The 14,220-nt window shown below is 66.2% G+C and carries 14 protein-coding genes; 9 read left to right on the forward strand and 5 right to left on the reverse strand.

All coding sequences use genetic code 11. From position 1 onward, the window contains the following. Positions 1-35 precede the first annotated feature (35 nt). The 4 genes from AC3WOH_RS04375 to AC3WOH_RS04390 form a co-directional block, all read right to left on the reverse strand. The gene (locus tag AC3WOH_RS04375; RefSeq protein WP_492228182.1) at positions 36-1,334 is read right to left on the reverse strand and encodes an efflux RND transporter periplasmic adaptor subunit; all 1,299 of its coding nucleotides are present in this window, start codon (positions 1,332-1,334) and stop codon (positions 36-38) included. Between the two features lie 245 nt (positions 1,335-1,579). Continuing rightward, entirely contained in the window at positions 1,580-2,617 is a 1,038-nt protein-coding gene (locus tag AC3WOH_RS04380; RefSeq protein ID WP_492228183.1) for a DctP family TRAP transporter solute-binding subunit, read from the reverse strand. Positions 2,618-2,675: 58 nt separating this feature from the next. Beyond that, the gene (locus AC3WOH_RS04385) at positions 2,676-3,974 is read right to left on the reverse strand and encodes a TRAP transporter large permease (protein WP_492228184.1); all 1,299 of its coding nucleotides are present in this window, start codon (positions 3,972-3,974) and stop codon (positions 2,676-2,678) included. Then, positions 3,971-4,534: a TRAP transporter small permease gene (locus AC3WOH_RS04390; protein ID WP_492228185.1), complete on the reverse strand. Its 564-nt coding sequence runs from the start codon at positions 4,532-4,534 to the stop codon at positions 3,971-3,973. Before AC3WOH_RS04390 ends, AC3WOH_RS04385 begins: the two co-directional genes overlap by 4 nt. Before the next feature lie 222 nt (positions 4,535-4,756). Between AC3WOH_RS04390 and AC3WOH_RS04395 the strand changes: the two genes are divergently transcribed. The 9 genes from AC3WOH_RS04395 to AC3WOH_RS04435 all read left to right on the forward strand — a co-directional run bounded on the left by AC3WOH_RS04395 (position 4,757) and on the right by AC3WOH_RS04435 (position 13,229). After that, positions 4,757-5,683 carry a LysR family transcriptional regulator gene (locus AC3WOH_RS04395; protein WP_184859376.1) on the forward strand — a complete coding sequence of 309 codons (927 nt, stop codon included), beginning with the start codon at positions 4,757-4,759 and terminating at the stop codon, positions 5,681-5,683. A 196-nt stretch (positions 5,684-5,879) separates the two neighbouring features. Further along, complete coding sequence (locus tag AC3WOH_RS04400) at positions 5,880-6,773, forward strand: amino acid ABC transporter substrate-binding protein (RefSeq protein ID WP_492228186.1); 894 nt, start codon at positions 5,880-5,882, stop codon at positions 6,771-6,773. 115 nt (positions 6,774-6,888) lie between these two features. Beyond that, the gene (locus tag AC3WOH_RS04405; RefSeq protein WP_184859379.1) at positions 6,889-7,788 is read left to right on the forward strand and encodes an amino acid ABC transporter substrate-binding protein; all 900 of its coding nucleotides are present in this window, start codon (positions 6,889-6,891) and stop codon (positions 7,786-7,788) included. Between the two features lie 111 nt (positions 7,789-7,899). After that, the gene (locus AC3WOH_RS04410; protein ID WP_184859381.1) at positions 7,900-8,655 is read left to right on the forward strand and encodes an amino acid ABC transporter permease; all 756 of its coding nucleotides are present in this window, start codon (positions 7,900-7,902) and stop codon (positions 8,653-8,655) included. A 3-nt stretch (positions 8,656-8,658) separates the two neighbouring features. Beyond that, positions 8,659-9,327, forward strand: a complete 669-nt coding sequence (locus tag AC3WOH_RS04415) for an amino acid ABC transporter permease (RefSeq protein WP_492228187.1) — start codon at positions 8,659-8,661, stop codon at positions 9,325-9,327. Between the two features lie 30 nt (positions 9,328-9,357). Further along, positions 9,358-10,095 (forward strand): amino acid ABC transporter ATP-binding protein, encoded by a 738-nt coding sequence (locus AC3WOH_RS04420; protein WP_492228188.1) that lies wholly within the window; start codon positions 9,358-9,360, stop codon positions 10,093-10,095. A 140-nt stretch (positions 10,096-10,235) separates the two neighbouring features. Then, complete coding sequence (locus AC3WOH_RS04425) at positions 10,236-11,222, forward strand: hypothetical protein (protein ID WP_492228189.1); 987 nt, start codon at positions 10,236-10,238, stop codon at positions 11,220-11,222. 56 nt (positions 11,223-11,278) lie between these two features. After that, a complete protein-coding gene (locus tag AC3WOH_RS04430) occupies positions 11,279-12,766 on the forward strand; it encodes a hypothetical protein (protein WP_492228190.1) in 1,488 nt (495 codons plus the stop codon). 4 nt (positions 12,767-12,770) lie between these two features. Beyond that, a complete protein-coding gene (locus AC3WOH_RS04435; protein WP_492228191.1) occupies positions 12,771-13,229 on the forward strand; it encodes a hypothetical protein in 459 nt (152 codons plus the stop codon). Positions 13,230-13,249: 20 nt separating this feature from the next. Here AC3WOH_RS04435 and AC3WOH_RS04440 read toward each other — a convergent pair whose 3' ends face one another. After that, complete coding sequence (locus AC3WOH_RS04440; RefSeq protein WP_492228192.1) at positions 13,250-14,176, reverse strand: MurR/RpiR family transcriptional regulator; 927 nt, start codon at positions 14,174-14,176, stop codon at positions 13,250-13,252. Between the last annotated feature and the right edge of the window lie 44 nt (positions 14,177-14,220).

Genomic DNA, 14,220 nt, shown 5'->3' on the forward strand with positions numbered 1-14,220 from the left:
GTCGCAGGTCGGACGGGAGCGGGCGCTGGCCAGCCTCAGGAGCTGGCGGCGGCGGACGAGGCGGGCGCAGCGCCCGCCGGTGCCCCCTTGTCGCGCGGCTGGACCACCAGGGGCTTGACCGTCTGGCCCACGCGGGCCTTCTGGAAGCCGTCCACCATGACCTTCTCGCCGGCCTTCACGCCCGAGATCACAAGCCAGCGGTTGCCCACCGCCTGGCCGAGTTCCACCGGGCGCTTGGTGAGCTTGTTGTCCTCGCCGACCACCTGCACGCTGGGCTCGCCCGCCGGGTTGCGCACCACGGCCTCCTGGGGCAGCAGCAGCGCCTGGGGCGCCACGCTGGTGGCCAGCTGGGCACGCACATACATGCCGGGCATCAGGACATGCTCGGGGTTGGGGAAGGTCGCGCGCAGCGTGATGGCGCCCGAGGTCGGGTTCACGGCCGTGCCGGTGAATTGCAGGCTGCCTTCCACCGGGTAGGTCGAGCCGTCTTCGAGCACGAGGCGCACCTTGGCCTGCTGGGTGCCCACGCGCGTGAACTTGCCTTCCTGCCACTGCCGGCGCAATTGCAGCAGCTCGGCGCTGGACTGGGTGATGTCCACCTGGATCGGGTCGAGCTGCTGGATGGTGGCCAGCGCGTTGGCCTGGTTGGCCGTGACCAGGGCACCGGCCGTGACGGCCGACAGCCCGATGCGCCCCGAGATGGGGGCCAGGATGCGGGTGTAGCGCACGTTGATGCGCGCGGTGTCCAGGGCCGCCTGCGCCACGCCCACGTCGGCCTGGGTCTGCTGCACGGCCGCCTGGCTTTCGTCGAAGACCTGGCGGCTGATGGCGTCGATCTCGACCAGTTCCGCATTGCGCTTGGCATTGACCTGGGCCGTGCGCGCCGTGGCCTGGGCCTTGGCCAGGGCCGCCTGGGCGCTGGCCTGGGCGGCTTCGTAGGTGGCGGGGTCCACCTGGTACAGTGGCTGGCCGGCCTGGACCAGTGCGCCCTCGGTGAACAGGCGCTTCTGGACGATGCCATTGACCTGGGGGCGGATGTCGGCGTTCTGGAAGGCCGCGGTACGGCCCGGCAGCTCCGTGCTCAGGGTCTGGCTCTCGGGGGCCAGCACCACCACGCCCACCGTCGGTTCGCCCGCGGGCTTGTTGCCGGCACCGGCCTGGGCCGGCTGGTCCTTGCCGGAGCAGGCCACCAGGCTGCCAAGGCACAGGGCCGCCATGCAGGTTCGCACCCAGGCCGGGTGTAGCCGGGCGGTAAGGGCGGGGCGGGCAGGGGAAGAGGCCAGCGTCAGCGAGCCCGTGGCAGCCGGGCGGCCGGCATTCAGAAGGAACGGCATGGGGGACGGTGAGTCAGAGTTGCAGGCATTGTGGGGGCCATATGTGTACGCACGATAAAGTTGGCAAAGCCAAAGCCCGTTGCCGGGTTTTTTTCTGACGGATGCGCGTCGGCCCCCATCCGGAGGTGGCGCTTGCAAGCATCGGGCCAGCCAGGCGCCCACGAAAAAGGCGCCCCCCGGTCAGGGGAGGCGCCTTGGCGATTGTGTCGGCAGCGCTTATCGGTTGCCGGTATGTGCTTATGCGTTTATTGCTTGCGCGCAGCGATGGCCTTTTCGGCCTGGGTCACGAGGTCGGCACCGATCTGGCCCTTCCACTTGTCGAACACGGGGCGTGTGGCTTTCACGAAGGCCTCGCGCTCGGCGGGGGTCAGTTGGGTCACGGTCACGCCATTGGCAGCGATGTCCTTGAGCAGGGGCTTGTCGGCCTCGACCATGCCTTTGCGCGCGATGGCGATCTCTTCCTTGCCGGCATCGATGGCGGCCTGCTTGACGATCTCGCGGTCGGCCGGCGTCCAGGAGTTCCAGATGTCCTTGTTGACCACGAAGATCAGCGGGTCGTTGATGTAGCCCCACATGGTCACGTGCTTTTGCGCCACGGTGTGCAGCTTGGCCGCCATGTAGACGGCGATGGGGTTTTCCTGGCCGTCCACGGCGCCGCTGGCCATGGCGGGCTGGGCGTCGGCCCAGCTCATCTGCGTGGGGTTGGCGCCCAGCGCGGTGAAGGTATCGAGGAACAGCGGCGAGCCCACGACGCGGATCTTCAGGCCCTTGAGGTCTTCGGGGCTCTTGATCGCCTTCTTGGAGTTGGAGATCTCGCGGTAGCCGTTCTCGCCCCAGGCCAGGGGCACCACGCCGGCCTTGTCCAGGGTGGCGAAGATGCTCTTGCCGACTTCGCCCTGGGTCAGGGCGTCCACGGCGGCGTAGTCGGGCATCAGAAAGGGCAGCGAGAACAGGTTGAGCTGCTTGACCTGGGGCGACCAGTTGATGGTCGAGCCCACGGCCATGTCGATCACGCCCTGGCGCAGCGCCGAGAACTCGCGCGTCTGGTCGCCCTGGATCAGCGAGACGCCGGGGTAGAGCTTGATGTTGATGCGGCCCTGCGTGCGCTCGCGCACCTTGTTGGCCCACAGCTCGCCGCCCTTGCCCCAGGGGAAGGCAGTGCCCAGCACCAGCGACATGCGGTATTCGCTCTTGTAGGCGGTCTGGGCGATGGCGGCGGGGGTGGTGAAGGCCAGGGCCGCGGCGGCGGCCACGGCGGAGGTCAGGAAGGTGCGCAGTTTCATGGTTTCAGTCTCCTTGGGATCGTTGTCGGTACTACGGTAGGGGCAGATTCGGTCGGGCTCAGTAGCCGAGCCGCGCAGGCAGCCACAGCGCCAGCGGCGGGAAGGCGATCACCAGCACCATCACGAGGAACATGGCGAACAGCATCCAGCCGACCCAGCGCACGGTCGACTCCATGCGCACACCGGCGATGCGGCACGAGACCATGAGGTTCACGGCCAGCGGCGGGGTGAACTGGCCCAGCGCCACCTTGAGCGTGAGGATCACGCCGAACCAGACGGGATCCCACTGGTAGTGCTGCATGATGGGCAGGAGCAGGGGCACGAAGATCAGGAAGATGGAGATGCCGTCCAGGAACATGCCCACGGTGATGAGCATCACGATCAGCAGGGCCAGCACGCCGTATTCGCCCAGGCCCGAGTTCACGATGGCCTTGGCCACCGGGTCGATCACGCCCAGGGTGGACAGCGAATAGGCGAAGATGCCTGCGAGCGAGACCACGATGAGGATCACCGCCGACAGTTCGCCCGATTCGCGCAGGATGGGGAACAGGTCGCGCACCTTGATCGTGCGGTGGATCACCATGCCCACGAAGAGGCCGTAGAACACGGCCACCACGGCGGCCTCGGTCGGCGTGAACCAGCCGGCGCGCATGCCGCCCAGAATCAGCACCGGTGCGGCCAGGCCCCACAGGGCCTCGCGCAGGCTCTTCCAGAAGGGCGGGCGGGGCATCTCGGCTTCCAGCGCGCCCATCTTGTGCTTGCGCGCCATCCACACGGCCGGCACGATCAGCGCGATGCCGGCCAGGATGCCGGGCACCATGCCCGCGGCGAACAGGGCCGGCACCGAGGCGCCCGGCACCAGCACCGAGTAGATGATGAAGGCGACCGACGGCGGGATCAGGATGTCGGTGGCCGCTGCCGCCCCGACCACGCTGGCCGAGAACGAGGGCGGGTAGCCGGCGCGCGACATGGCCGCGATCATCACGCCGCCCACGGCGGCCGCGTTGGCCGGGCCCGAGCCCGAGATGCCGCCCAGGAACATGGCCACGGCAATCGCCACCAGCGGCAGCATGCCCGGGCCGCGCCCGACCATGGCCACGGCGAAATTCACCAGGCGCAGGGCCACGCCCGAGCGGTCGAAGATGGAGCCCACCAGCACGAACATCGGAATCGCCAGCAGCGGGTATTTGCCCAGACCGGCGTAGAAGTTCTGCGGCACGGCCAGCAGGCCGAACCACTGGCTGTCGGCATTGGCCAGGGCGATGGCGGCCGCGCCGGCCAGGCCCAGGGCGGCGCCGATGGGCACGCCCACGAACATCAGGCCCAGAAAGGCCACGAACAGCAGCGTGGCGATCATGGCTGGGCGTCCCCGGCAGAGTCTTCGGACGCAGGCGTTTCGCGGCTGCGGCGTATGAGCAGGCCCACGGCCCGTGCCGCGATCAGCGCCGAAATGATGGGCAGCCAGATGGAGTACCACCACTGCGGCACGCCGATGCCGGGCGAGGTCTCGCCAAAGCGGTAGTCGTCCCAGACCACGCGCACGCTGAGCACGGCGATCAGCCCGAACAGCAGGGCCACGGCCACGGCGCCCAGTTGCGCCAGGCGCTTGCGGCGGGCGGCCGAGCCGCCCTCGGCAAAGTATTCGATGCGGATGTGCTGGTCGCGCGCCACGGCGGCCGAGCCCGCCACCAGGGCCAGCACGATCATCAGGAAGACGGAGATCTCTTCCGTCCAGGCAAAGGAAGAGCTGGTGAAGTAGCGCACCAGCACGTTGGCGAAGGTGATCAGCGCGAGCGCCGCCATCACGATGACGGTGAGCCAGTCCTCGATGCGCAGGGAGCGGGGTTCGTCGGAGTCAGGGGCGGCGACGGGCACGGAGGCGTCGGTCACCGGCCCTTGGGGAGGGGTGGAGGACATCGGAGCGGCGGTACAGGAGAACAAACAGGACGGGGCCGGTCGCTCTGCCCGCCGGTGTTGTGCACCTGGGGCCGTGACGCGGGAGCGCGCTGTGGACGCAACTTTCCCTATTATGCGGTGCGTTGCTATGTGTGCACACCAATGGTGCGCTATGGATAAACCCTTGTACAGGCTTTCCATGACAGGCCGGCACGCTCCGGGGCCCGCGCCGATAATGCCGTGATGGAAACCAAGTGGCTTGAAGATTTCGTCAGTCTTGCGGAAACGCGCAGCTTCAGCCGGTCCGCCCAGTTGCGGCATGTGACGCAGCCCGCTTTTTCGCGGCGCATTCAGGCCCTGGAGGCCTGGGCCGGCACCGATCTGGTGGACCGCAGCTCCTACCCCACGCGCCTCACGCCGGCTGGCAAGACCCTGTACGACCAGGCGCTGGAGATGCTGCAATCGCTGCAGAACACCCGGGCCATGCTGCGCGCGCACACCAGTGCGGGCAAGGACATGATCGAGTTCGCCGTGCCGCACACGCTGGCCTTCACCTTCTTCCCGGCCTGGGTGTCGAGCCTGCACGACCGGTTCGGCCCCTTCAAGAGCCGGCTGATCGCCCTGAATGTGCACGACGCCGTGATGCGCCTGGTAGAGGGTGGCTGCGACCTGCTGATCGCCTACCACCACCCTTCGCAGCCCTTCCAGCTCGACGCCGACCGCTACGAGATGGTGAGCCTGGGCCAGGAAGTGCTGTCCCCGTACTCCAAGGCCGATGCCGACGGCCAGCCCCTGTTCCGGCTGCCCGGTCGCGCGGGCCAGCCGCTGCCCTACCTGGGTTATGCGCCCGGTGCCTACCTGGGCCGGGTGACGGAGCTGATCCTCAAGGAGTCGGGCACGCCCATCCACCTGGACCGGGTCTACGAGACCGACATGGCCGAAGGCCTCAAGGCCATGGCCCTCGAAGGGCATGGCGTGGCCTTTTTGCCCCACAGTGCGGTCAAGAAGGAGCTGCGCACGCGCCGGCTGGTCAGCGCCGCACCGCCGGACACCGAAGGCCTGCAGATGACCATGGATGTGCGCGCCTACCGCGAAAAGCCCTCGGGCAAGGAGGCGCCCAAGGGCACGGCCCAGGCGCTGTGGTCGTACCTGCAGGCCCAGGCCGGCTGACTTTCTTCATGCCTAGGGTAAATACGGATATAAACAGTTTGCATAGTTGCCCGCGCAAACGGCATTGGAGTTTCATGGTAACGACACGTACAGTCGCCTCCATTGCTGGATCAGCGATGGCGATGTAGTCTCTTTGGGGCCTGGGTGGCACGAAGATTGCAGATCTGATTCCACTTCCTATTTACCGAGACACCGCATGAAAGTTCAGCATTGGGGATTGGCGTGGGGCCTGGCGGCCTTGTGCTGCGCATCCGCGGCGTCTGCGCAAGGGGTGCTCGAACGCGTGGGCGCCGGAGGCAAGCTGGTGATCGCGCACCGCGAGTCGTCCGTGCCGTTTTCCTACATCGACTCCAAGAGCGGCAAACCGGTCGGCTACGCCGTGGACCTGTGCCTGCGCCTGGCTGAGGTGGTTCGCAAGAAGACCGGCAAGAAGGACATGCCGGTCGAGTTCCTGGCCGTCACGCCAGCCAACCGCATCGCCATGATCGAGCAGGGCAAGGCCGACATGGAGTGCGGCTCCACCACCAACAATGCCGAACGGCGCCAGAAGGTGGCCTTCACGGTGCCGCATTTCATCACCGGAGCCCGCCTGCTGGTGAAGTCGGGCAGCCCCATCGACAAGGTGGAAGACCTCAACGGCAAGAAGCTGGTGTCCACCAAGGGCACGACGCCGCTGAAGGCGGCCGACCAGGCAAACCGCGAGCGCCTGATGGGCATCACCATCCTGGAAGCCCCGGACCATGCCAAGGCCGTGGAAATGGTGGAAAAGGGCGAGGCCGATGCCTTCGTGATGGACGACGTGCTGCTGTACGGCCTGGCGGCCGGACGGCCCAACCCCGGCGCGCTCAAGGTCGTGGGCCGGTTCATGACCACCGAGCCCCTGGCCATCATGCTGCCCAAGAACGACCCCGAATTCAAGAAACTGGTGGACGAGGAGATGCGCCGCCTGGTCAATACCCGGGAAATCTATCCCATATATGAGAAATGGTTTGCCAAACCGATTCCCCCCAACAATACGACGCTGAACCTTCCGGTCAGCTATCTGTTGCGGGACTTCTGGAAATACCCTACCGACCAGGTCCCGTTCTGACTAATATCGCTGGTCGCGTGGTTCCTTTTTTTGGTTTTTTGCCCGCCGGTACGTCCTGGCCGGGTAAATCTCTAAAATCCCCCCCTTTTTTCGCTTCACACACAAGGAGATCCCAATGAAGAAGCATTTGCTCGCGGTTGCCGTGACCGCTCTGGCTGCAGGCAGCGCATTCGCCCAAGCCAACGACACCCTGGCCAAAATCAAGGCCTCGGGCAGCGTGACGCTGGGTGTTCGTGAGTCTTCGGGTCTTTCCTACACGGTGGGCAATGGCAAGTACGTCGGTTTCCACACCGAAATGGGTGAAATCATCCTGGCCGACATCCAGAAGCAACTGGGCCTGGCCAAGCTGGAAACCAAGTACCAGCCCGTGACCTCGCAAAACCGCATCCCCCTGGTGACCAATGGCACCGTGGACCTGGAGTGCGGCTCCACCACGAACAACGCCGCGCGCCAGAAGGACGTGGCCTTTGCCGTGACCACCTACGTGGAAGAAGTGCGCACCGTGGTGAAGGCCAACTCGGGCATCACCTCGATCAAGGACCTGAATGGCAAGACCGTGGCCACGACCACGGGCACCACCTCGGTGCAGACCCTGCGCAAGCACGAGCGTGCTGGCGGCATCGACTTCAAGGAAGTCTTCGGCAAGGACCACGCCGACAGCTTCCTGATGCTGGAAACCGGCCGTGCCGACGCCTTCGTGATGGACGGCTCCATCCTGGCGGCCAACGTCTCCAAGTCCAAGAACCCGGCCGACTACAAGATCGTTGGCGAAGTGCTGTCGGTGGAACCCATCGCCTGCATGCTGCGCAAGGATGACGCCGCCTTCAAGAAGGCCGTGGACGACAGCATCAAGCGCCAGATCGCCGACGGCTCGCTGGCCAAGCTGTACGACAAGTGGTTCATGCAACCCGTGCCTCCGACCAACACCAAGATCGGCCTGCCCATGTCCGACGCCACCAAGGCTGCCTGGGCTGCTCCGAACGACAAGCCGATGGAAGACTACGCCAAGAAGTAATCTTCGGGATGCTTGCGCCCCTTCGGCCACCATGGTTTGAAGGGGCTTTTTTGTTGGGTCCGCAAAGGATTGCGCCCAATGCAATACCAAGACAAATAAAGGGGTGATCCTATGAGTTGGGATTGGCAGGTGTTCTGCCAGGACACCATGGACAGGGAAGTCGTGCAAAGCTGCTTTGGCAAAGGCGGCGACATCACGTACCTGGACTGGATGCTGTCGGCCTGGGGCTGGACGGTGTCTGTTTCGTTGCTGGCCTTGCTGCTGGCGCTGGTGCTGGGCTCCATCATCGGTACGCTGCGTACCCTGCAGGGCCGGCCGATGATCGTGCGCCTGGGCAATGCCTGGGTCGAATTGTTCCGCAACATTCCGTTGCTGGTTCAGATTTTCCTGTGGTACCACGTCATACCCAGCCTGTTCCCGGTCCTGAAGGGCGTTCCCGGTTTCGCGCTGGTGGTGCTGGCGCTGGGCTTCTTCACGTCGGCGCGCATTGCCGAGCAGGTGCGTTCGGGCATCAACACCCTGCCCCGTGGCCAGCGCTATGCGGGCATGGCCGTGGGTTTCACCACGTTCCAGACCTACCGCTATGTGCTGCTGCCCATGGCCTTTCGCATCATCATCCCGCCGCTGACCAGCGAGACGATGAACATCTTCAAGAACTCTTCCGTCGCGTTCGCCGTGTCGGTGGCCGAGCTCACGATGTTCGCCATGCAGGCGCAGGAAGAAACCTCGCGCGGCATCGAGGTCTACCTGGCGGTGACGGCGCTGTACATCGTCTCGGCATTTGCCATCAACCGCATCATGGCGTTCATCGAGAAGCGCGCCCGCATTCCGGGAATGGTCGTTGCCAGCGGCGGTGGAGGGCACTGACAAATGATGAATCTCGACTTTGGTTTTTACAACTGGGACCTGATCTCCAGTTTCGTGCTCAAGGGGCTGTACTTCAGCCTGATCCTCACGGCGGTCGCCACGGTCGGCGGCGTGTTCTTCGGCACCCTGCTGGCGCTGATGCGCCTGTCGGGCAAGAAGTGGCTGGACGTGCCTGCCACCATCTACGTCAACGGCATGCGCAGCATTCCGCTGGTGATGGTGATCCTGTGGTTCTTCCTGCTGGTGCCGGCCATCATCGGCCGCCCCATCGGTGCGGAAGTCTCGGCGGTGATCACCTTCATCGCCTTCGAGGCGGCCTACTTCAGCGAGATCATGCGCGCCGGCATCCAGTCGATTCCGCGCGGCCAGGTCCATGCCGGCCAGGCGCTCGGGATGACCTATGGCCAGAACATGAAGCTGGTGGTGCTGCCCCAGGCGTTCCGCAACATGCTGCCGGTGCTGCTCACGCAGACCATCATCCTGTTCCAGGACACCTCGCTGGTCTACGCCATCGGTGCGTACGACATGCTCAAGGGCTTCGAGGTGGCGGGCAAGAACTTCGGCCGCCCGATTGAAGCCTACCTGGCCGCGGCCGTCCTGTACTTTGTGATGTGCTATGCGCTGTCCTGGATGGTCAAACGCCTGCACCAGAAGATCGCGATCATTCGCTGATGCAAAAGAGATTGGATTGAGGAACAAGAAATGATCGAACTCAAGAACGTATCCAAGTGGTATGGCCCCGTGCAGGTGCTCAACGAGTGCTCGGCGACCATCAACAAGGGTGAAGTGGTGGTGGTGTGCGGGCCTTCGGGCTCGGGCAAGTCCACGCTCATCAAGACCATCAATGCGCTCGAGCCCTTCCAGAAGGGCGAGATCACGGTCGACGGCGTGAAGCTGCACGACCCCAGCACCAACCTGCCCAAGCTGCGCAGCCGCGTGGGCATGGTGTTCCAGCACTTCGAGCTGTTTCCCCACCTGTCGGTGACGGAGAATCTGACCATCGCCCAGGTCAAGGTGCTGGGCCGCACGCCCGACGATGCCAAGAAGCGCGGCCTGAAGATGCTCGAGCGCGTGGGCCTGATCGCCCACAAGGACAAGTTCCCGGGCCAGCTCTCGGGTGGCCAGCAGCAGCGCGTGGCCATTGCCCGTGCGCTGAGCATGGACCCCATCGTGATGCTGTTCGACGAACCCACCTCGGCGCTTGACCCCGAGATGGTGGGCGAAGTGCTGGACGTGATGGTGGGCCTGGCCAACGAAGGCATGACCATGATGTGCGTGACCCACGAAATGGGCTTCGCCCGCAAGGTGAGCAACCGCGTGATCTTCATGGACGTGGGCGGCAAGATCCTGGAAGACTGCTCCAAGGACGACTTCTTCAACCACCCCGAAGCGCGCCAGCCGCGCACCAAGGACTTCCTCAACAAGATTCTGCAGCACTGAACGGTTGCAGGGCACGGCGCTCCTGGCGGGGCGCAGTGTGCAGGAAGTCACACAAGGCGCTTTCGGGCGCCTTTTTTTGCGCCAGGCCGGTAGGTGTGCCGTGCTACGTTTGCCGCTTGTTCCACTTCCGTGCCTGCGCCATGCGTTCTGCGCCCCTCCTGCTCCAGGTTCACCGGCTGTTTCTCGGGGTGGGGTTGCTGCTGGCGTTGCTGCCGGGCTGGGCCACAGCCCAGGCAGGCGCTGCGTCGAAGGCCACCGTGCCGCCCCCGGCGTGCGAACGCCTGGTCCAGGTGGCCCAGGCGCTCGCACTCGCAGGCCCGGGCACCGCGGGCCGTTACCACTGCGACGCCCAGCAGCGTACCCGTACAGGGCAGGCGTTGGCCCTGCGCTACCGCGGGCCTGAGGTGGCAAACGGCAGCAGCAACCTGGTGGGCTATTACGAGGTGGACCGCGGCACGCAGGCCGTGCATGCCTGGGACCTGGCGACCGGCAAGCGGGCCCCTGGTCCCTTGGCCGATGGCGCTTTGCCACCGCCCACGGTGATGGCCTGCGGCCTGGCCTTCGAGCTGCCGGTGCATTACCGCATTACCCGTCCCCAGCGCAGCGAGAGCGAAGGCAGGACGGTTTGCGCCTTCGATGTGGTGGCGGCGAAAAGCAAACCCGTGCAGCTCGACTGCAAGGGCCGGCGCGAGGGCGGGTCACCACCCTACAACGTCTGCGACTGGGCCATCGGTTCAGACGCTGACAAGACCACGGTCCGGGTGGCGCACACCCGCATCGACCGGGATCGGTGGGGCATCGATCCTTTCGTGTACGACAACGGAGCCTGGCGCCTGCCCAACGCCTACGCGGATGCTGCGCCCGCTGAGCGCATCGACTTCTTTGGCCGCCCGGCCTACCAGGGGGCGGTGGTCTCGCGCCTGGTGTGGTACCGCACCCGCACCAAGGCCTACGATGCCATTTACGCGGGAGCGGGAGACGCCAGGGCCGTGTTGGTGCAACTCACCCCCGAGGTGGCGGTGGTACTGGTGAGTCCGCCTGCCGACGATCCCGCCGCGGACGTCGTGGAGTGCCGGATCTTCTGTGGCAGCCTGCGTATCGCAGGACGCCCCGATGCCGCGCGCTGATGCCAAAGTGACTCTTGCCTGCCGTACACACTGTCTCCTGACCAAGGCCTTTTGGCATGAACCGCACCCCTTCAAGCAAACTGCACTTTGCATTCCCCCCGGATCTGCCGGAACCTTCGGCCCTGCGCGACCTGCTGCAGGCCTTTCCGGCGTTGCGCCCGCCCTCCGCTGCGGTGAGTGGCTCCTTTGCCTTCCATTCGGAGCCGCCGAGCACGGTGGCGCGCTACTTCGGGGAAGAGGGCCATGCCGGCGGGCAGGCGGCCGCGCAGCACCTCGGGGTCTTCGGTGTCGAGCCCGACGGATCGACGATTGCCGTGTGGCGGGCACCGCAAGGGGGCATGCCCGTGGTCTACCTCAGCTCCGAGGGCGGTGGGCGGGTGCTGGCCAGTGACATGCAGCAGTTCCTGCGGCTCCTGGGGGTTGGCTACGACGAGTTCGCGCTGTACGGCAACCTCGACGAGCCGCCCGAGGACGACGGCGACGTGGCGCCCGAGCTGCTCGCGTGGTTGGCCGCGCAGGGGCTGTCGGTGCCCGAGACGGGGGAGGACATCCTGGCCGAAGCAGAACAGCGCTGGCCCGACTTCGATGGCTGGATGGAGGACGCCATCGCAGGGCGGCTTTTGGAACCGGTGCGGGTGGGGGCGCCCCCGGTGCCGGCACCCGTGGCCGCTGTCCCCGAAGGCAATCTCTGGGACCAGATGCTGGCCTGCATCGGCCGCCCCATCGACGATCCGCTGGTGCTGCAGTGGCTGGCCGCCGTGGGGGCCAAGCCGCTCAAACCCGCCACGCCGCACAACGACAGCACCTACGTCAGCGTGCGCGCCACGGGCATCGAGGTCAGCGCCGAGATGGCCCCCAAGCACCGTGCCTTCTGGCCTCCGCGCAAGGACGGGCGCATCTGGCGCACCTATGTCACACGCATCATCCTGCCCGTGAAGGCTGCGCCGTTGGTGCCGTTGCCCGAAGGTTTGTCGTGGGAGCGCTTTCCGGGCCCTGCGGACGGAGATGATTTCGTGGAGCAGCCAGTCAGCGCCACGCTGGAGCTGGCCTTCCAGCGCGCGGTCAAGGGCAGGGGCCTTGCACGCATCGACGCCCGGCTGCCCACGGAGCGCGACTTCATGGAGGCCAGTGCCGACTACGAGCAGACCAAACCCTTGGTCTATGTGGAGGATGCGTTCTTCGTGACCTGGTGCGCCCTGCAGGGGCTGCTCGACCCCGTGCGCTACCCGGCGAGCGTGCTCGCGCCCTGGCGCGAACGCACGGCCACGCCGCTGCAACTGCTGCACGGCCCCTGCGGGCGCGTCGTCTGGACCGATGACCTGGCACCCGGTGCATCGGGATTCTGGGACGATTACTACATGGGCTTTGGCACACCCGATGCAGAGCGCTGGGTCACGGATGTGAAGACCGTGTTCCGCTCGTCCAACCATTTCCGCGAGCCGGACGAGGCCATGACACCCGACAGCTGGGAGGGGTTCGACCGCATCGCGCCCCAGATCGCCCGGCGCTTCGAGGCCTGGCGCCGCAAGGCGCGAGAGGGCTGACGGCATGGTGCGCCGGCGTTCCATCCTGTCGTGGGGCACCGCGGGTGCGGCGGCCCTTTCCTCTTGGTCCACCCAGGCCGCAGCCCCCATGGAAAAGACCCTGCTCTTCGAAAGCGCCGTGCACCCCTGGAAGGTCTACTACATGCGCGAAAAGCCCACCTGGCAGACGCGCGACCAGTACTACCAGGTCACGCACCAGGGCCAGCCCTTCGTGCTGCCCAAGGAGCTGTTCCGCAGCGTGCGGGATGTGGACCGCTTCATCGCCGCCTCGGGCTTCGAGACCCAGGAGACGCATGCCGATTCGGTGCTGCTGGTGTTCGAGAACCGCACGCGCAAGCCCGATGGCTTCGAGGAGCGCGCCATGGTGGCCGTGATGGCGCAGTCCGTGCGTGCAGGCAAGGGCTACCAGGTGCGCATCGCCAACCTGCAGGGGCAGGTGCTGGCAACGCTCGAACGCGAATAGGGCGCGCGCGGGCCCGGTGCTCACCTGCCTGCCCGGGGCCTGCGCGCGGGGGCGGGTTCGGCCACGATGAGCTGCTGCTCCTCCACATCCTTCCACAGCATGTCCCGGCGCTTGAGCGCCTCGGAGACCGCCTCGTGGCGCAACTGCGCCACGGCCGACACCAGCGCATTGCACAGGAAGAAGGCAGCGGTGTACGAGTCGAAGGGCGAGGCGTTGGAGGTGCGCACCAGGATGCGTTCGTGCGCCAGTGCCGCCAGGGGTGCCGAGGCGCTGTCGGTGAGGGCCAGCACCTGGGCCCCGGCCTCGCGAAAGCGCCGGGCCAGCTTTACCGGCCCGCTGGCATAGCGGCGGATGCTGAAGGCCAGCAGCACATCCTCGGGCTGGATCCAGAGCAACTGGTCGGTGGCGTCCACCGCGCCCGCGCCCAGCTCGTGCACACCGGGGCGGCACATGTTCAGGTGCAGCGCCAGCCAGGCCGCCACGGGGGCGCTGTTGATCTGCGCGAGCACGAAGACACGGCCCTTGCCCTGGGCCAGCCGGTTGGCGATGGCCTCGAAAGCCGCCATGTCCAGGCCATCGCGCGTGGCCGTGATGTTGTGCTGGTCGTGCAGCAGGGCGTCGTCCACGCACTGCTGCAGGCTGCGCCGGGTGCCTATCGTCACGGGCGCGCGCTGCCCGGCCGTCTGCAGCAGGGCCGTGACCTCGGCGCGGGCCTCGCGCTGGGCTTCGGCATAGCTGTCATAGCCGAGCTTGGCGAACAGCCGCACCACCGTGGAGGCGCTGGTGCCCGTGCGGGCGGCCAGCGAGGTGGCCGACTCCAGCAGCGCATGGGGGTAGTCGCGCTCCAGCGCCTCGGCCAGAGCGCGTTCGCTGGCGGTCAGGCCGGCACCCTGGCGGGCCAGCCGCTCAGGCAGCAGGCCATCGGTTGTTTGCAATGGTAATTTCATTTATGTCGATTCTATGAAAAATATATTGCAAACAATGCGGGTGC

Source organism: Acidovorax sp. FW305-C-20-28, from assembly GCF_058783375.1.